General features: G+C 35.1%; 19 protein-coding genes. 13 read left to right on the top strand and 6 right to left on the bottom strand.

Annotated elements, in window-relative coordinates; genetic code table 11:
* Positions 1-128: 128 nt before the first annotated feature.
* From AAGD44_RS01860 to AAGD44_RS01840, 5 genes are all read right to left on the bottom strand, one after another.
* The gene (locus tag AAGD44_RS01860) at positions 129-347 is read right to left on the bottom strand and encodes a palindromic element RPE1 domain-containing protein (protein ID WP_341764340.1); all 219 of its coding nucleotides are present in this window, start codon (positions 345-347) and stop codon (positions 129-131) included.
* 527 nt (positions 348-874) lie between these two features.
* Entirely contained in the window at positions 875-2134 is a 1260-nt protein-coding gene (gene glyA, locus AAGD44_RS01855; protein WP_341764339.1) for a serine hydroxymethyltransferase, read from the bottom strand.
* Complete coding sequence (locus AAGD44_RS01850) at positions 2134-2763, bottom strand: hydrolase (protein WP_341764338.1); 630 nt, start codon at positions 2761-2763, stop codon at positions 2134-2136. The genes glyA and AAGD44_RS01850 overlap by 1 nt, the downstream gene beginning before the upstream one ends.
* Before the next feature lie 139 nt (positions 2764-2902).
* Positions 2903-3649: an NTP transferase domain-containing protein gene (locus AAGD44_RS01845; protein WP_341764337.1), complete on the bottom strand. Its 747-nt coding sequence runs from the start codon at positions 3647-3649 to the stop codon at positions 2903-2905.
* The gene (locus AAGD44_RS01840; RefSeq protein WP_341764336.1) at positions 3650-4402 is read right to left on the bottom strand and encodes a YebC/PmpR family DNA-binding transcriptional regulator; all 753 of its coding nucleotides are present in this window, start codon (positions 4400-4402) and stop codon (positions 3650-3652) included.
* 182 nt (positions 4403-4584) lie between these two features.
* Here AAGD44_RS01840 and AAGD44_RS01835 point away from each other — a divergent pair, with 182 nt between their 5' ends.
* Positions 4585-5316, top strand: a complete 732-nt coding sequence (locus tag AAGD44_RS01835; protein ID WP_341764335.1) for a hypothetical protein — start codon at positions 4585-4587, stop codon at positions 5314-5316.
* A gap of 75 nt (positions 5317-5391) precedes the next feature.
* Here AAGD44_RS01835 and der read toward each other — a convergent pair whose 3' ends face one another.
* Positions 5392-6738, bottom strand: a complete 1347-nt coding sequence (der, locus tag AAGD44_RS01830) for a ribosome biogenesis GTPase Der (protein ID WP_341764334.1) — start codon at positions 6736-6738, stop codon at positions 5392-5394.
* A 374-nt stretch (positions 6739-7112) separates the two neighbouring features.
* Here der and phaZ point away from each other — a divergent pair, with 374 nt between their 5' ends.
* From phaZ to gatC, 12 genes are all read left to right on the top strand, one after another.
* Positions 7113-8420, top strand: coding sequence for a polyhydroxyalkanoate depolymerase (gene phaZ / locus AAGD44_RS01825; RefSeq protein ID WP_341764333.1), 1308 nt, complete (start codon positions 7113-7115; stop codon positions 8418-8420).
* Positions 8421-8522: 102 nt separating this feature from the next.
* Positions 8523-9248 carry a protein TolQ gene (gene tolQ / locus AAGD44_RS01820; protein ID WP_341764332.1) on the top strand — a complete coding sequence of 242 codons (726 nt, stop codon included), beginning with the start codon at positions 8523-8525 and terminating at the stop codon, positions 9246-9248.
* Entirely contained in the window at positions 9248-9682 is a 435-nt protein-coding gene (gene tolR, locus AAGD44_RS01815; RefSeq protein ID WP_341764331.1) for a protein TolR, read from the top strand. The genes tolQ and tolR overlap by 1 nt, the downstream gene beginning before the upstream one ends.
* The gene (locus tag AAGD44_RS01810) at positions 9672-10595 is read left to right on the top strand and encodes an energy transducer TonB (protein WP_341764330.1); all 924 of its coding nucleotides are present in this window, start codon (positions 9672-9674) and stop codon (positions 10593-10595) included. Before tolR ends, AAGD44_RS01810 begins: the two co-directional genes overlap by 11 nt.
* A 16-nt stretch (positions 10596-10611) precedes the next feature.
* Positions 10612-11436 (top strand): signal peptidase I, encoded by an 825-nt coding sequence (gene lepB, locus AAGD44_RS01805; RefSeq protein ID WP_341764329.1) that lies wholly within the window; start codon positions 10612-10614, stop codon positions 11434-11436.
* A 23-nt stretch (positions 11437-11459) separates the two neighbouring features.
* The gene (rnc, locus tag AAGD44_RS01800; protein ID WP_341764649.1) at positions 11460-12191 is read left to right on the top strand and encodes a ribonuclease III; all 732 of its coding nucleotides are present in this window, start codon (positions 11460-11462) and stop codon (positions 12189-12191) included.
* A gap of 489 nt (positions 12192-12680) precedes the next feature.
* Positions 12681-13217, top strand: a complete 537-nt coding sequence (gene infC, locus AAGD44_RS01795) for a translation initiation factor IF-3 (protein WP_341764648.1) — start codon at positions 12681-12683, stop codon at positions 13215-13217.
* A 16-nt stretch (positions 13218-13233) separates the two neighbouring features.
* Entirely contained in the window at positions 13234-14499 is a 1266-nt protein-coding gene (locus AAGD44_RS01790) for a pyruvate dehydrogenase complex dihydrolipoamide acetyltransferase (RefSeq protein WP_341764328.1), read from the top strand.
* Between the two features lie 64 nt (positions 14500-14563).
* Entirely contained in the window at positions 14564-15631 is a 1068-nt protein-coding gene (prfA, locus tag AAGD44_RS01785; protein WP_341764327.1) for a peptide chain release factor 1, read from the top strand.
* 223 nt (positions 15632-15854) lie between these two features.
* Positions 15855-16571, top strand: a complete 717-nt coding sequence (gene pyrH, locus AAGD44_RS01780) for a UMP kinase (RefSeq protein WP_341764326.1) — start codon at positions 15855-15857, stop codon at positions 16569-16571.
* Positions 16572-16609: 38 nt separating this feature from the next.
* Positions 16610-17167, top strand: a complete 558-nt coding sequence (gene frr, locus AAGD44_RS01775; protein ID WP_341764325.1) for a ribosome recycling factor — start codon at positions 16610-16612, stop codon at positions 17165-17167.
* A gap of 128 nt (positions 17168-17295) precedes the next feature.
* Entirely contained in the window at positions 17296-17598 is a 303-nt protein-coding gene (gene gatC, locus AAGD44_RS01770; protein ID WP_341764324.1) for an Asp-tRNA(Asn)/Glu-tRNA(Gln) amidotransferase subunit GatC, read from the top strand.
* Positions 17599-17606 lie beyond the last annotated feature (8 nt).

The following is a 17606-nucleotide window of genomic DNA, read 5'->3' as shown; positions in this document are numbered from 1 at the left end:
ACTCCTTCTAACTCGCTAATTCCATTTTCTTTAAGAGGCTACAAACAATAGCTCCTTAACTGTCGAATCCCTTGCCTGCATTACTTCCCTCGCACTCAAAAAAACCCCTTATTCCTATTATAAAATAATTACAAACTGCTAACATTTACATGGGGCCAGTAGGTGCTTATCATTTCAAATGAAATAAGAATTGTTGAGCTGCAGTATAATAGACCTCTTGCATAACCTAATCTAATTGGTAATTTTGTCGTCGAAACTCCTCTCTGTTTCTCACGTACGTCTATGTACGCTGCGGTACTCGACTTCGTTTCTCCTAAAAATTCTTCAATTATCTTTAGGTTATGCAAGAGGTCTAATATATTTAATTGATGCAAATAGAGGCTTTATCTGGCGCAAATGCTTTCCGCTTAGTAGCCAGCGTTGCTTATTTTTATTTACCTAACTTATAATTAATTTCCTATATAGCAATTATATATATAAATTTAATCATAGGTTTCGTAATATATTAAAAGGGATTTAATGAAGAATTTCTAGATAAATTTTAATGATTTATTATTATTTACAGGAATAAATTATATCTATGGTATATAAGTCACATGACTTATGAAATCTTTTTCTTTATTACTCGAATGATTCCTCGAGTTGGATTTAAAAATAGATTTCTTCCCTAGCTCGCATCTTACAGGGAATTTTAAGGAAATGAGGAGATAAGGAGCGGAAGCAAGTTTTGATGACAAAATCACCAACTGATCCTCCTCTTTCGATGATTTTGCTGCTAGGAGCGAGGGTAGAGCCTATAGATAATAGGGACGGAATGGTAACGACGCATGCAAATTCATCTTCAGAGGAGGATAGATCGACTTATGCAGGGAGTTTAATAGATAGGGAATTTATTGACTAGATGCTGGACTCGCTTATAAACACTATCCTCGCATTCACTAATACGTTGGTTGGTTTTTAGCGCATCTAGTACATCGCATACCATTTCACCAATTTCTAAAAACTCATTTTCTTTAAACCCTCTGGTAGTACAGGCTGGCGTTCCTAATCTAATACCAGAGGTGATAAAAGGAGAAGTAGGATCAAATGGTACTGCATTCTTATTACAAGTTAGCCCTGCTCTTTCAAGTGCATCAGCAGCTAGCTTACCGGTAATCCCATCTTTTCTTAAATCAATTAATATCATATGATTATCAGTACCACTAGTTAAAATATCATAGCCCCTTTTCATTACGCTGCTACCAAGAGCCTTAGCATTAGCAATTACTTGCTTAATATATAGCGTATAATCTGGCTTTAAACATTCTAAAAATGCTACAGCTTTTGCCGCCACAAGATGCATTAAAGGTCCACCTTGTAGCCCAGGGAACAAAGCAAGGTTTATTTTTTTTCCTAATTCTTCGTCATTTGATAGAATTAAGCCTCCCCGCGGTCCCCGTAAAGTTTTATGAGTAGTTGAAGTGACAATGTGCGCAAAAGGCAATGGGCTAGGATGTTCTCCTGTCGCTACCAGCCCAGCGATATGTGCAATATCTGCTAGTAAATACGCCCCAACTTTATCAGCTATTTCTCTAAATTTAGCAAAATCCAATTGCCGCGTGTAGGCAGAATAGCCGGCAATAATTAATTTGGGTTTATGTTCTAAAGCTAATTTTTCTACTTGCTCATAATCAATTAAATAAGTGTTTTTATCTACACTATAAGAAGTAGCATTAAACCACTTGCCAGATAGGCTGGGAGGGGCACCATGCGTTAGATGTCCCCCCGTATCTAATGACATTCCTAGGATGGTATCATAAGGTTTTAATAAGGCTAAGAATACTGTCTGGTTAGCTTGACAGCCAGAATGCGGTTGTACATTGGCGTATTTACAATTAAACAGCTTTTTGGCTCTGTCAATAGCTAGATTTTCAATTTTATCTACCTGATCACAGCCATTATAAAACCGTTTGCCAGGGTAGCCTTCCGCATATTTATTAGTCAGAACTGAACCTGCCGCTTCTAATACTGCTGGACTAACAAAATTTTCTGAAGCGATTAATTCTATAACATCATTCTGCCGTTTTGCTTCTTCATTAATAATTTGATATATTTCATTATCCGTTTCAGATAATTTATTTGAAAAAATACTCATTAATTCAGCTCCTTGATAAATTTTAGTGCAAATTTAAGCCCCCGAGAATCAATAGTATGCATAAGATCGGGTATTTTATAACTACTGTAAGGGATGTTATATTTTTTTAAATATTCAATTATCTCCTCCATACCGCTGATCTTAACTACATCATCTAATTCGCCGTGTACTAGGCAAATGGGAGTAGTTTTATTTATACATTCGGGAGGCAGAATTAACCTACCCGAGAATCCTACGACCGCATAAAATGGTTCTTTTTGCAAGAAGTTTAAATATAATCCTACCATCGTACCTTGCGAAAAACCGATAATAATAGTGTCTTTATTAGTTAAATTTAACTTTTTTTGTTTTTCTTGAATGATATTTTCAAGCAAGCTAATGTTTCGTGCAAACATTTCAGGGCTACAGCCATTAATCGGAAACCATTGCCTACCATAGGGCCTTCCTTGGAAAGGTTCAACAGCATGAGGAGAGATAAAGTGGCAACTGGGCAATTCCGGGGCTAAGAAAGGAACTAATCCTATTAAATCATTACCATCTGAGCCAAGACCATGTAAGAGTACTATTAATTTATTACATTCATTATCTAAGCTCTTTACCTCCGGGTATGATAATATTTCACTTGCCATAATTTCTCTATCAATTAATTGTTTGCTAGCGTATAGCCAAAGTGATTTAGCTGGTGACACTTGAATTTAAAGGCGAGGTTGCGCAGCGTATAGAGAATACGTGAGCACAACCGAATCCTGCAAAATCAAGTGTCACCAGCTAAATACCGCAGGCTATATCTAAATGAGTAATAGTTTTATTCGCCTCTTCTAATTCTTGGGTAGTATTGACCCCAACTACTAAATTATCATCTTGAGACAATAAATAAGACACCAGCTCCCCTTGCGTTTTAGCAATTTCTACAATAGCGGTTAAATATACTTCTTTTAAGGGATCAGAATGCTGCTGCAAAACTAAGGGTAAATATTTTCTCAATATAGCAGGTTTAAATGCCATAATTCCAGAATTACAAAGCTTGACCGCTTTCTCCTCATTATTTGCTTCTCTAAATTCCACAATTTTTATAAAATTACCTAATAGATCAGTAATTATTCTGCCGTATTCCGCAGGATTCTCTCGCTCAAAGCATAGGGTGGCAAGAGATGAATTAGTAGCTACTAAATGATGCAGTAATTCATTTATAATCGTAGGGGTAATCAGGGGATTATCTCCATACAATACCGCGACTATTTTATTATCATCTACTAAATCTAAAGCATTATAAACAGCGCCTGCTGTTCCAACTGGCCTTGGTTGTAATACAAACTTGCAAATATTTCTATAAGAAGTAATATACGGCTCTAACTGGGTAGAGTGCACTAAAATAATATCATCCGTTATTCTTTGGGCATTAGCAAGCACCCTCTCTATCATTGCTTTACCCCCAACCTTATGCATTACTTTTGGTAATGTCGAGTTCATTCTATGCCCATTTCCAGCAGCTAAAACAATAATTTGGCAGATCATTTATATATCCTTCATCTGGTCATAAACTTCGTCAGATAACTCATAATTACCAAACACATTTTGTACATCATCACTTTCTTCTAACAAGTCGACTAATTTTAGCAATTTCTCTGCTTTATCTTTATTATCTATAGTGATAAGATTTTTAGGGATCCAACTAATATAAGATTCTATAGGTTCACCATATTTACTAGTTAATATTTCAAGGCTTTGAGCATAATTTTCAATATCAGTATAAATTAAATAAAATTCTTCTTCAGAGATCATATCATTTGCTCCTGCTTCTAATGCATCTTCAAGTATAGAGTCTGTTGAGGCAATTTGTAACGGATACCTAATTACTCCCAGGTGATCAAACATATAGCTCACACTGCCAGTTTCTCCTAAATTACCACCAAATTTTGTGAAAGCTGCCCTCACTTCAGCCGCAGTACGATTTTTATTATCCGTTAAAGCTTCAACTATGATGGCAATTCCCGAAGGTGCATACCCTTCATATCTAATCTCAGTATAATTTTCGGTATTACTAGAATCATTAGCGGAGCTTATCGCTTTTTCAATTCGCTCGCGTGGTAAATTCTGACTACGCGCCGCAATAATACTATTCCGCAGACGTGGATTATTATTGACATCCGTTCCCATTTTAGCGGCAGTAATAATTTCTCTCACCAACTTAGTAAAAATTTTTGCTCTTTTTTTATCTTGCGCACCTTTGCGATGCTGAATATTTTTAAATTTTGAATGTCCCGCCATTTTATTCTCAAGTAAATCTTATCAAATTTCTTCTCTTAAAAGAGCCCAAATCTACCCCTCTGGATGCTATCAGAAGGCACGTTAAAGTCAAGTCAAAATCTATTGACAATCAAACATTAATATGTTATTAAATAATTAATTCATTGTTGTATTTCAGTTAACCTTTAATAAAGGATAAAGTTATGCCTAAATTACTGCCAAACAATCTATATTATCCCTATCCCTGTGGAGCTCTTAACAAAAGAGAGGTAACAGAGCGGTGCGACTATCTTGTTAAGCAGATATCTCAAAGCATCAAGTATAACTCAAGCCAGGGAACAAATGTCCCTTTCATGATTTGGTTTAATGCAGGATATAATGGAACATTTGCACGCGTAGATATAGAAGCATTACCCTTTCAGAAGGTCAGCTTAATATTTCATGGGATGAATAAGAAGAGAAATGAAGATGGGGATATTCTTCTAGAGGACAGCTTAGACCCCCAACAACGCGTAGGGTATAATAAGCAAGTCTGCGCACTGTTTAAAGCATTAGTAATTAAAGAGCTACCAGAAATAAGTCATATTGGGTTCCGTACAAATTCAGGGAACATAGTAATTAAAGATTTTTTGGAGGGAGTCAAGGCTATTCCAACTCACAGCCCTCTTCATCTAGAAATTGGCGAGATATTTGATTATGATCCACTGTATCTGCCTGAATTCTCTGCCCACCCAAACATTAAAGTTTTTCGCTTTGGTGATGAGTTGGGGGGTAAAAGTAAAGTTGTGGACCAAGAAGGTGAACAGGTAAAATTAGGAGAAGTACCTCTAATCCCAGAGATTAACTATAGTGATCCTGCACCAGCAACAATATTAGAGGAAGTATATATACAGCCTGATAATATTGAAGACGCTTCACTTATAGGAGAGGGGTAGATAAGAAAAGGTGGTGAAGATCTACTTCCACCACCACTCAAGTTCCTTAAGTTCTATAGAAGTTTATTATTGCCTCTATTTCACATAAGGATTCTCAGTTTTAATATAAATAAACCTTATTGGTACTCCTGGTAGGTCAAAGGCCTCACGTAATTGATTTACTAGGTATCTAGTATAGCTATCGGTAATTTTTTCTGGATTATTGGAAAATAGCTTAAAAGTTGGTGGCCTAGTTTTAGTTTGAGTCATATATTTAATTCTGACCCGCCGCCCACCTTTTTGTAGCGGCAAAGGATGATCTTGGGTCACAAAGCTTAACCAATCATTTAACTTGCTGGTGGTAATTTTTTTATTCCATAAAGCATAAATTTTTATAGCTGCATCTAATACCATATTGATATTCTGTTTTTGTAAGGCAGACATATACACTATTGGTATATTTTTAACTTGTGGTAGGCAAGTTTCTATTTTATATAAAAATGCTTCCCTCAAGCCTTCTTTCTCTTTATCGGCAATGAGGTCCCATTTATTAACTACAATAATTAAGCTTCTCCCTTGCTCTATTACATAACTGGCAATATTGAGGTCTTGTTGATCTAAAGAAGAACGTGAATCAATCATTAAGATTACAGTATTAGCAAAATTGATGCTATTAATAGTATCAGAAGTTGATAGTTTTTCTAAGGATTCAGTAACTACAGTTTTCTTGCGTAATCCTGCAGTATCAATTAATTTGATCATCCTGCCTTGGTATTCCCAATTAATTTCTATCGATTCTCTAGTGATTCCCGCCTCGCTACCGGTTAGTAACCTTGGTTGATTAATAAGAGCATTAATAAAAGTAGATTTTCCTACATTTGGCCTGCCGCTGATGACTATTTGTAAATAATTATCTTTTATCGGATCAGTGAACTTGAGAGGGAATTGCTCAAATTCTAATTTTTCAGTTATTGCATCATACAAGTCCGCCATTCCTAGGCCATGCGCTGCGGAAATAGGAACCAAATTATTAAAACCTAACTTATAATATTCTTTAGCAAAATCAAATCTTCCATCACATTTATTAATTATTAGAATGGTCTTCTTATCATATTTCCTAATAAAATTAGCAAAAAATTTATCTTCCGGTAATATCCCTACCTTAGCATCAACAATCAGGCAGAGCAAATCTGCCTCTTTTATCGCTTCTACAGTTTGTTGCATCATCCGGTTTTCTAATTTGCCATCTTCTGCCTCTTCTAATCCTGGGGTATCAATGATAGTAAACTCAGTTGATGCTAACCCAGCATCAGCGTATTTCCGATCTCGCGTCACTCCAGGGCGGTCATGAATAATTGCTTTTTTATGTAAAGCTAACCGATTGAAAAGGGTGGATTTCCCCACATTAGGTCTACCAACTAAGGCAATAATTTTTTTATTCATCTATAAACATTATCATAAAATTCACTAACGCTAACACTAATTTACTATAAACTATTAGATTCGACTTCCTGCATATGAGCTCGCCTCTCAAGAGTTGATTATTCAAGGCCCTTAACCTTTTCTATATTAGGCCACCTTCTATAAAGTAGCCTGTAGCCTGACTAAATCAATTAATATTATATAAAAATTCATCAGCATTGCTATATTATTATCACGTAACCTTAATAAAATTACCTACCAGACCCTAGATTTATTAAATATAATTAAGTTTAATGATAAAATAACTTAGTTAAATAAATAATATATTAGCTAATATACTATTTATTTAGTAATGTAGTAGAACTTGGCTAGTAATATTTTAAGGATAAAAATGTATGAGTAATTATTATAATATGCTTGAGCTACATAGAGCTTCGCTAATCCCCTTCCGTATGAATATAGAAGTTTTAAAAGATTGGGTGGTAAGTCCTAAAAATCCTATTCATAATACAGGGTTTGCTAATATTATGCTAGCACATTTAATACTTACCGAGCGAATGACAAGAACTTATAAAAAACCCAAATTTAATATTAATGAATGCGCCGTAGATAGTATACCATATGTGATAGAGGAAAAAGTAGTTTGCTCTAAAACATGGTGTCAATTAAGACATTTCAGCAAAGTGGGTATAACTAAAGTTTTACCTAAATTACTAATAGTAGCACCTATGGCAGGGCATCACGCGACCTTAACAAGAGACACTGTCAAAGGATTATTACCATTTGCAGACGTATATATTACGGATTGGGTTGATGCCAATATGGTACCACTACAAGAAGGTAAATTTGACTTAGATGATTTTATAAATTATATAATTGAGTTTTTAATTCTCTTAGGCCCAAACCTACATACTCTTGCAGTATGTCAGCCAACGATACCGCTCCTTGCTGCTATTAGCATCCTCTCTCAAAGTAATGATGTCAATGTACCGAGCTCCATGATTTTAATAGGAGGACCCGTTGATGCAAGGATGAATCCTACAGAAGTGGATAATCTCGCAACTAGAAAAAGTATGGATTGGTTTTGTCAAGTAATGACTACAACAGTCCCAGTTAATTATGAAGGCTATGGAAGAAAAGTATATCCAGGGTTCCTGCAACTGATGGCTTTTATGAGCCTAGATATTCCAAGACATATTAATTCCCACCTAGAATTATTACAAAATTTATTAGAGGGACAGATTGCTGAAGCCAATCATACAATCGCTTTCTATGATGAATATCTAGCACCTATGGATATGACTGCAGAATTTTACTTACAAACCATTCATGAAGTATTCAAAGAATTCGCCCTGGCAAAAGGAGAACTAATATCCCAAAATCGTAAAATCGACTTAAAAAATATCACAAAATGTGCTTTACTTGGGATAGAAGGGGAACGAGATAATATAGCGGCAGTTGGGCAAACTAAAGCAGCATTAGAATTATGTTGTAATATTCCTGACTCTATGAAACAGTATCATTTACAAGAAGGAGCAGGACATTATGGTACTTTTAGCGGCAGTAAATTTAATAAATATATTGTTCCAATAATTAGAGATTTTATTTATCGACATGATGCTCCTAATAAAAGTTCAGAACATTTAGGTATAGTAAGAGCAAAGAAGCTCTTAAAAGATAAGCGAGTAGTCCATCCCAATTAAAGGAGGTCTATCCTAAAAAAGAAAATAATACAATAAGTCCCTTGCAAAAATAATAATTAATGCTAGATATAATACATTGTATAACTTTAGTTAATTATCTGCATGACTACCTCTAATAATATCAATGACGCTGTAGAAATTACCGCACAAAGCAATTCATCAATTCTTTCTCTTGTATCATCTGCGGATATTATAGGCAAATCAGTGATATTACTTTTAGTAATTGCCTCTATTTGGGCATGGGCAGTAATTATAGATAAGCTGATTAATTTATCTTACTTAAAAAAGCGAATAGCCTCTTTTGAAGCTACTTTCTGGTCCGGGGTACTCCTAGATCAACTCTATGAATCTGTTAAGAGGGCTATCAATAACCCTTTAGCTGCTGTGTTTATAGCAGCAATGAATGAATGTAAACGCCAAAACTCAAAAAATCTAACGGATAATCTTAAAATAAGCCATAAAGAACGCATTATCCAATCTATGTATTTAGTCAAAAACCGTGAAATAGAAAGATTAGAACAAAATCTTAGTTTCTTAGCAATTACTGCTTCTAGTACCCCCTTTATCGGCTTATTCGGGACTGTTTGGGGGATTATGCATAGTTTTCAATCCATTGCAGCGTCAAAAAACACTTCTCTTGCGGTAGTAGCTCCGGGTATAGCGGAGGCTTTACTTGCTACTGCTATTGGCTTATTTGCTGCAATACCGGCGGTTATTTTTTATAATTATCTTTCTGCGCAGATCACTAAAATTCATAATAAAATAGATGATTTCATTAATGAGCTTAATTCTATCCTAACTCGCGCGATAGATGAGGAGAAGATGTAATGGCTTCTAGTTTACAAAAACCAAATAATCAAAGAGCCAGGCAATCTTTAGTGAGTGAAATTAACGTTACTCCCCTGGTAGATGTCATGTTAGTTTTACTGATTATTTTCATGATTACCTCTCCCATGTTAGTATCAGGTGTTAATGTTGATTTACCTAGTACTACTTCTAGCCCACTTGCAGGGCAGGATGAACCGTTGGTTATTAGTATTAATAATAAGGGGGAATTATATTTATTAGAAAGTAAAATTAGCAGACAAAATTTAGCTAATAAACTTTCTAATATTACTAAGGAAAAAAAAGACACTAGAATTTTTGTGCGCGGCGATAAAAACGTGTCATATGGTGAAGTAGTGGAGATAGTAGCTGAAATTCATGCGGCAGGCTTTACCAAAGTAGCACTGATTTCAAATATTAAATCTAATGAAAAATAATATTGATACTTTTTCTATTGCTTTTATTGCTTCTATTATAATACATTTGCTAATAATATATTTCTTTTTATTCGGTCTACCTCTCTTATTCCCTAAGGTCCCTGAAGAACAAGTAATAGTTTTTGAGATGTTACCAATAAGTAGCAAAGCGAACGTACCTAATAAAATCAAGCAAAATTATAAAGCTTTAGAAAATGAAGTAGCTAAAAAAGTTGTTCAAAGTAAAGCTGAACCAGTAGAGGAAAAGAAGCCTGAGCCTACACCAGAAGAAAAACCTGAACTAGTAAAAGATAAGAAGCCTGAGCCAGTAGCAGAAAAAAAGCCTGAACCTACACCAGAAGAAAAACCTGAGCCAGTAAAAGAAAGCAAACCTAAACCAGTAGAAGAAAAGAAGCCTGAACCTACACCAGAAGAACAACCTGTAGAAAAGAAACAAATTGCCGCTAAAAAGAAAACTCTTGATCAAACTGAGCTAGATTCATTACTGAAAAATTTAGAACAATCCTCTGAAGGGAGCAATTCTAAGACGGCTAATAAAGCAAGGCCAAAAGAAAAGTTAGAGGCCCATGACTCAAAAGGCCCATATGATGCTAATTTGTCATTATCGATTAGTGAAATATCTTTAATAAAGCAACAAATTGAAAAACATTGGAATATTCCTATTGGAGTACAAAATATTGAACAAGCACGGGTGATTTTATATATAGCATTTAACCAAGATGGTAGCATTACAGAAGTAACAGTAAAAGAAGCTATATGCCCTACAATACCCCATAATGCTTGTAATGCTCTATCAGATAGTGCTGTACGAGCTGTATGGAAGGCAAGCCCTATCAACAACTTAGACCCAAAGCGTTATAATATATGGAAAGAGTTTAATTTTGATTTCAACCCTAGTAAAATAATAAGATAAAGATTAATTATATAATATGAATAAGACTAATATAATACCCGACCAAAATACTCAAATTCCGAATTTATTCTCTTTAATTTTAGTAATATTGTTAGCCTTATTGGTTAGAACTTTTGTTATGGAGCTCTTTTTTGTGCCTTCCGGCTCTATGAAACCTACCATATTAGAAAATGACTATATTTTTTCTACCAAATATTCTTACGGTTATAGTAGATATTCTTTCCCATTTAGCCCTAATATTTTTAGTGGGCGAATATTTAAAGCTGACCCTCAAAGGGGAGACATAATTGTTTTCCGTCCTCCTAATAATATGGGTATACGTTATATTAAAAGGTTAATTGGTTTGCCTGGAGATAAAGTACAAATAATTAATGATTTACTATATGTAAATGGCAAAGCTGTAGAACGGACAGCAAGCGGGATATATACTAGCGAGTCTGGAAAAGTTTATAAAAAATTTAAAGAAACCTTACCCAATGGGGTAAGTTACATTACCTATCAATTACAAAAGTTCCCAGAAGCAGTAGTAACAGAAGACAGTAGCTTTGAAGTACCAGAGGGAAAATATTTTTTTCTTGGCGATAACAGAGATGAGTCTCGGGATAGTAGAATGGATCTAGGATATGTACCATTTGAAAATTGTATTGCTAAAGCGCGCTTTATTATATTTTCTACCCAAGAAAAATTATGGAAAGATGAGGTACCATTAATAGACCAAATATTTGATATTAAAACGTGGATGCGCGTTGTCCCGTGGATTACTTCCATAAGACTTAACCGGTTATTTAAGCCTCTATCTGGAGCATCCCAAATGGCTGCTAGGACTGATTCACTAAAATGATAACCACCAAGAATAGTGGAAGTATATCTAGCCCTAAGAAATTGCAACAAACGCTAGCTTACAGCTTTAATAATAACGACTTATTAATTGAAGCATTAAGCCACCCTTCCCTAAAACAGCATATCTCTAAATATGGAGACCAAAGAAACTATGAACGTTTAGAATTATTGGGTGACTCGATAATTAACTTTTTTATCACAGAAATTCTGTTTAAAAATCATCTTACTTATGATGAAGGAAAAATAGCTAAAATTAGATCTTACTTAGTATCCAAAGAGTTACTATGCAAAATTGCCGCTAAACTCAATTTATCCGACTATATTATCATGACTCATGGAGAAGAAATTTTGGGAGGTAGGAATAATCTGAACAATGTAGAAAATGCTATGGAGGCGTTAATTGCCGCTATTTATCTTGATAGCAACATTGAAACCACTAAAAAAATATTATACGGGTTGTGGCAAGAGTTTCTATCTATTACTGATTTAACTGGTTATGATTCTAAGAGTACTTTACAGGAGTTGGTTCAAAAAAAGGGAACTAGCAAGCCTTTATATGAAGTAATAAAGAGAGAAGGCCTGCCCCACTCCCCTATTTTTACTGTTTTAGTAACAGTGGAATTACATGATGTTAACCACTCTATTCAGAAATATCATCAAACCGGTACCGGGCCTACTATGAAAGCCGCAGAAAAAGAAGCTGCACGCAAATTAATTAACATGATTAATCTAAGTCCTGTAAATATTTCAATGTGATGAGGAGATTTATAGGCATTTTCGCTTGCTAAGCTGCAGTGCACTAGGGATATATGAGAATTCGCGAATATAAATAACGACAAAATCGACCATTAGATAGCAATGTTCTCATAACCTAAGCTAAGTTTAACAAACTCACCCACTAGCTCGACTTATGCAGGAAGTCTAATAATTATTTTTATAATGAATTAAGGGGAATAAGTAAGACTTAAGTAGAGATTTACTTGTAATTTTTATAATAATCCATTAGATTCTCAGTAAGTTAAATTGCATAAATTTTGAGGGATATATCTCTTAGAAATTAGGTTCTATAAACCTTTCTATCTAATGGTCGATTTCGTTGTTATTTTCGTTCTCGAATTCTCATGCATCCCTAGTGCGCTGCAGCTTAGCGAGTAAAAATACTTAAAAATCTACTTAATTATATAGAAATGCTTACAGAAGCTAGTAGAGGTATAATTTATTTAACAATAATTAAGGAGATGTGTTATTTTTGGAGTTAAAAGCAGTAATTTTCCGAAGGCTAACAGGGAAATTAGGGCTAGTCAAGTTCGTTTAGTCGATGAAAATGGTGAAATGCTTGGAATCGTTAGCATTAGAGACGCTTTAGAGCGCGCAGAAAAAGCTAATTTAGATTTAGTAGAAATTTCTCCAAATGCGGAACCACCCGTATGTAAAATCTTAGATTTTGGTAAATATAAATATGAAAATAAAAAGCGTATTCATGATGCTAAGAAAAAACAAAAAGCAATTGTTCTGAAGGAAATGAAGTTTAAGCCAAATATCAGCCAAGGTGATTTTGAAATAAAACTTCGGAAAATAAAGGATTTTTTAAAAGAAGGAGATAAAGTAAAAATTTCTTTATGGTTTAAAGGTAGAGAAATTATCCATAATGATATTGGCATGAAACTATTTGCTCGTATAACCCTAGATCTTGAGGGTATTGCTAAAATAGATTCAGCACCTAAAATGGAAGGTAAGCAGATAACAATGCTAGTCAGCCCTGATCCCTTAAAAACTCACTAAATAAGAATTGATACTTATGCCAATAAAAATCTTAATGCCTGCCTTGTCTCCTACAATGCTAGAAGGGAATATTGCCAAGTGGCTCAAACAGGAAGGAGATAAAATTGTTCCTGGGGATATTATAGCCGAGATAGAGACGGATAAAGCTACTATGGAAATAGAAGCCGTAGAAGAAGGGATTTTAAGTAAAATTATTATCCCTCAGGGAACAGAAAATGTTCCAGTAAATTCTCTGATAGCTGTACTACTTGAGGAAGGAGAAGATAGCGCAGCAATAGATAATTTGATTCTCCAAAATAATTCCGCCCCTTTAACAATTCCAAGCGCAGAAACTAAACTAGTAAACCAAGGGAAACTAATAACACCAGAGCAAGTAATAGCGATTGACCCTCCTCCTCCCTTCCCCATTAATCAGACCTCTCGAGTATTTGCCTCGCCTTTAGCTAAAAGACTGGCAGTTCTTGAAAATATAGACCTTACAAAACTACAAGGTAGCGGTCCTCAAGGCAGAATAATAAAACAAGATATAATTTCTTATTCTTCCAGGAGAACCAGTAGTAATCAAATTGTAGACTTAAAAAGAAATAATGAGGAATATAGGTTACTACCCAATAATAATATCCGTAAGATTATTGCTAAGCGTTTACTTGACTCTAAATTAACTATCCCTCATTTCTACCTTTCAATAGAGTGTAATATGGATAAGCTACTTGACTTGAGGGAGGATATCAATAAATCTTTGATGGAAGATAGAAATATTAAAACTTCACTTAATGACTTTATTATTTTAGCAGTAGCTAACGCTTTGAAGCATATACCTGAAGCAAATGCTAGCTGGGATGAGGCAGCTATCCGCTATTATAATAACGTAGATGTAGCCGTGGCTGTTGCAATAGATAATGGTTTGATCACTCCAATAGTTAGGAACGCAGATCAAAAGGATATTATATCTTTAGCCCTTGAATTACAATCATTGATTCAAAAAGCGCGAGACAACAAACTATCACCTGCTGAATTTCAGGGAGGGAGTTTTAGCGTCTCTAACCTCGGAATGTATAATATTAAAAATTTCGGCGCCATTATTAACCCCCCCCAGAGCTGTATTTTAGCAGTAGGGGCAAGTACCAAGCGCCCTGTAGTCAGAAATGATCAAATACAAATTTCCACTATCATGGATGTTACCTTATCCGCAGATCATAGGGTGATTGATGGTACTATAGGAGCCAAGTTTTTAGCGGCATTTAAGAAATTTATAGAAAGCCCTGCTTTAATGTTGATATAAGCCTACTAGGTCTGTTTTCTTTTATCCTTTATATCCTATTTTCCTTATCCAAAAACATATTAGTATGAGCTTTTCTAATAATCTAACAAAAATTCTCAATAAATACCAGGAACTATCCAAGAAACTAGCTAGCGGGATAGTTGGAGAAGAATTTATCAAAGCTTCCAAAGAATATGCAGATTTAGAAGAAATTGTGGAAACCATTACTAAATATAATAGAGCTATTTCTGATCTTCAAGATACTAAGGGGATGCTGAATGAAGCCGATCTTGATAATGATACTGGAAATATGATAAATGAGGAAATACGTCAATTAGAAAATCTTATCCCTAAGCTTGAGCGAGCAGTAAAATTATCCTTATTACCTAAGGATGCCGCAGACTCCAAAAATGCTATTATTGAAATTAGAGCGGGTACAGGTGGAGAAGAAGCTGCATTATTTGCGGCCAGCTTATTTAATATGTATTTAAGATACGCTGAGCTAAAAAATTGGAAGGTTGAAATATTATCAATCAACGATACAGGAATTGGAGGGTATAAAGAAGCCTCAGCATTAATAAAAGGGAAAGCAGTATTTTCTAAGCTTAAATTTGAATCAGGAGTGCACCGCGTACAAAGAGTACCAGAGACGGAATCTAGTGGGAGGATACATACCTCTGCTGCTACCGTGGCAGTATTACCGGAAGCGCAGGAGGTAGATATTAAAATTGATGATAAAGATTTGAGGATTGATACCTACCGGGCATCAGGCGCAGGAGGGCAGCACGTCAATACTACCGAGTCCGCTGTAAGGATTACCCATCTCCCAACTGGAATTGTAGTGGCTCTCCAAGATGAAAAATCACAGCATAAAAATAAAGCAAAAGCTATGAAAATTCTTCGTTCTAGGGTTTATGAAGCGGAGCGCCATAAAAAAGATATGGAGAGAGCAGAAGTGCGTAAAGGTCAAGTTGGGTCTGGGGATCGCTCTGAAAGAATTCGCACCTATAATTTCCCCCAAGGAAGGGTATCGGACCACCGTATTAATCTAACTCTCTATAAAATAGAGGAAGTAGTAAAAAACGGACAGTTAGATGAATTTATTGAAGCATTAATTTCGGATGATGAAGCACGAAAACTGTCGGAAGTATAGTTTCGAAAGAAGTCTAGCCTTTGTGCAGGTTGCTATGTAATGATTAGGGCAATGTTATATGTAGGTGAGCTCTAATTTTTTATTATATTCCCTTTAAGTAAGAAGAAAACTTGACAAAAATTATACTTCAAGTAATTTGTTTTTTGTACTTATAGTGTAAAGACCAACCTATCGCTTAGACTTCCTGTGTAAGTCGATCTAGTGGTCACAGGTAAAAGTAGATATGTCATCTCTTAAATATAAGCGAGTGTTACTAAAAATTTCTGGCGAAGCCTTAATGGGAGATAAGCAATATGGTCATGAATATGCTGAAATTATCCGGATAGCTGAAGATATAAAAGAAGCAATCCAACTTGGTGTACAGGTTGGAATTGTGGTAGGAGGGGGTAATATCTACCGGGGCACCGATGTTCAGTTCGGTATGGAAAGAGCCGCTGGCGATTATATTGGGATGCTGGCTACAGTAATAAATGCCTTGACTTTACAAAATATTATGGAGAGTTTAGGAATTTTTACTAGGGTTTTATCTGCCATCCCTATGATGAGTGTTTGTGAACCTTATATACGTCGCAAAGCAAAAAGACATATAGAAAAAGGAAGAGTAGTAATCTTTGCTGGAGGAACTGGTAATCCCTTTTGTACTACCGATAGTGCAGGTGTGTTACGTGCAATTGAAATGAACTGTGATTTACTACTAAAAGGCACTAAGGTAAAAGGGGTATATGATGCGGATCCTGCTAAATATCCTAATGCTATTAAATACGATACTATAAGTTATGCTAATCTTTTAAATAATAATTTACAAGTCATGGATATTGCGGCTGTGGCTGTGGCTAGGGAAAATAACTTACCAATCATGGTATTTTCTATTAAAGAGAAAGGTAATTTTGCAAGAGTACTGCGCGAGCAAGGAGATTATACTAAAATTCAAGCAAGTTAATATGCTAACTATTAGTTCACTAGTAAGAGAGAAAAATTATGGACAAAACCATATCTAAAGAGTTAAGATCAAAAATGGATAGCTCAATGAAAATTTTAGATCATGAGCTACAAGGCTTACGCACCAGCAGAGCTTCTATTAACTTACTTGACCCTATACAAGTAGAAGCATATGGGAGCAAAATGCCTTTGGCGCAAGTAGCTAGCCTTTCCACCCCTGATGCTAGAACTCTTGCAATACAAGTATGGGATAAAACTATGGTAAAAGCAGTAGAAAAATCTATTGTTGAGGCCAATCTAGGTCTCACTCCTGCCTCGGATGGGCAATTAATTAGAATTACTGTTCCTCTTCTTACTGAGCAACGACGTAAAGAATTAGTAAAATTTGCCTACAAATATGGCGAAAATGCTAAAATTGCTTTGCGCAATATTAGAAGAGATGGAAATGAGGAATTAAAAAAGTTAGAAAAAGATAATACTATTACCAAAGATGATCACCATCACCTGTCCGAAGAAATACAAAAATTAACTGACGAATATTCTAATAAAATAGATTTACAAGTTAAACAAAAAGAACAGGAGATATTGACTATTTGAAATGAAAGACACCCCAATACCATGCGGCTTTTAGAAGTGGCAATGAGCAATGATCTAATGTGCACGAATTCTTTGATTTCTCTTAGAGGAGTACGAGTGACAGTTTTTATATTTTCAGGCAATATTCAATGATTACAGATGAAGAATTAAAAAAAATAGCAAAGTTAGCAAAATTTAAGTTAACTCAAGAAGAATTAGACACTTATGCTAACCAGTTGTCTAATATCATGCAGATGATCGACGTGTTTAAAGAAATAGACTGCGATAATGTTCAACCATTAAGCTCAGTTTGTGATATGGAGCAACGAATGCGGAAGGATGAGATAGTGTCGGAGGATATTTCTGAGCAATTATTTGCTAATCTTCCTGAAGCACAAGGTAACATTGTACGAAAAATGAAGTGTTATATAGTACCAAAAGTAGTGGAGTAAAATATATT

Source organism: Candidatus Tisiphia endosymbiont of Beris chalybata, from assembly GCF_964026555.1.
GTDB lineage: Bacteria > Pseudomonadota > Alphaproteobacteria > Rickettsiales > Rickettsiaceae > Tisiphia.
This window is presented reverse-complemented; position numbering and strand designations above follow the sequence as displayed.

What these genes read in the sequence shown, in the direction of transcription:
- glyA (WP_341764339.1), bottom strand. Translation starts at nt 2,134, where the DNA reads ATGAGTATTTTTTCAAATAAATTATCTGAAACGGATAATGAAATATAT.
- AAGD44_RS01850 (WP_341764338.1), bottom strand. Translation starts at nt 2,763, where the DNA reads ATGGCAAGTGAAATATTATCATACCCGGAGGTAAAGAGCTTAGATAAT.
- AAGD44_RS01845 (WP_341764337.1), bottom strand. Translation starts at nt 3,649, where the DNA reads ATGATCTGCCAAATTATTGTTTTAGCTGCTGGAAATGGGCATAGAATG.
- AAGD44_RS01840 (WP_341764336.1), bottom strand. Translation starts at nt 4,402, where the DNA reads ATGGCGGGACATTCAAAATTTAAAAATATTCAGCATCGCAAAGGTGCG.
- AAGD44_RS01835 (WP_341764335.1), top strand. Translation starts at nt 4,585, where the DNA reads ATGCCTAAATTACTGCCAAACAATCTATATTATCCCTATCCCTGTGGA.
- der (WP_341764334.1), bottom strand. Translation starts at nt 6,738, where the DNA reads ATGAATAAAAAAATTATTGCCTTAGTTGGTAGACCTAATGTGGGGAAA.
- phaZ (WP_341764333.1), top strand. Translation starts at nt 7,113, where the DNA reads ATGAGTAATTATTATAATATGCTTGAGCTACATAGAGCTTCGCTAATC.
- tolQ (WP_341764332.1), top strand. Translation starts at nt 8,523, where the DNA reads ATGACTACCTCTAATAATATCAATGACGCTGTAGAAATTACCGCACAA.
- tolR (WP_341764331.1), top strand. Translation starts at nt 9,248, where the DNA reads ATGGCTTCTAGTTTACAAAAACCAAATAATCAAAGAGCCAGGCAATCT.
- AAGD44_RS01810 (WP_341764330.1), top strand. Translation starts at nt 9,672, where the DNA reads ATGAAAAATAATATTGATACTTTTTCTATTGCTTTTATTGCTTCTATT.
- lepB (WP_341764329.1), top strand. Translation starts at nt 10,612, where the DNA reads ATGAATAAGACTAATATAATACCCGACCAAAATACTCAAATTCCGAAT.
- AAGD44_RS01790 (WP_341764328.1), top strand. Translation starts at nt 13,234, where the DNA reads ATGCCAATAAAAATCTTAATGCCTGCCTTGTCTCCTACAATGCTAGAA.
- prfA (WP_341764327.1), top strand. Translation starts at nt 14,564, where the DNA reads ATGAGCTTTTCTAATAATCTAACAAAAATTCTCAATAAATACCAGGAA.
- pyrH (WP_341764326.1), top strand. Translation starts at nt 15,855, where the DNA reads ATGTCATCTCTTAAATATAAGCGAGTGTTACTAAAAATTTCTGGCGAA.
- frr (WP_341764325.1), top strand. Translation starts at nt 16,610, where the DNA reads ATGGACAAAACCATATCTAAAGAGTTAAGATCAAAAATGGATAGCTCA.
- gatC (WP_341764324.1), top strand. Translation starts at nt 17,296, where the DNA reads ATGATTACAGATGAAGAATTAAAAAAAATAGCAAAGTTAGCAAAATTT.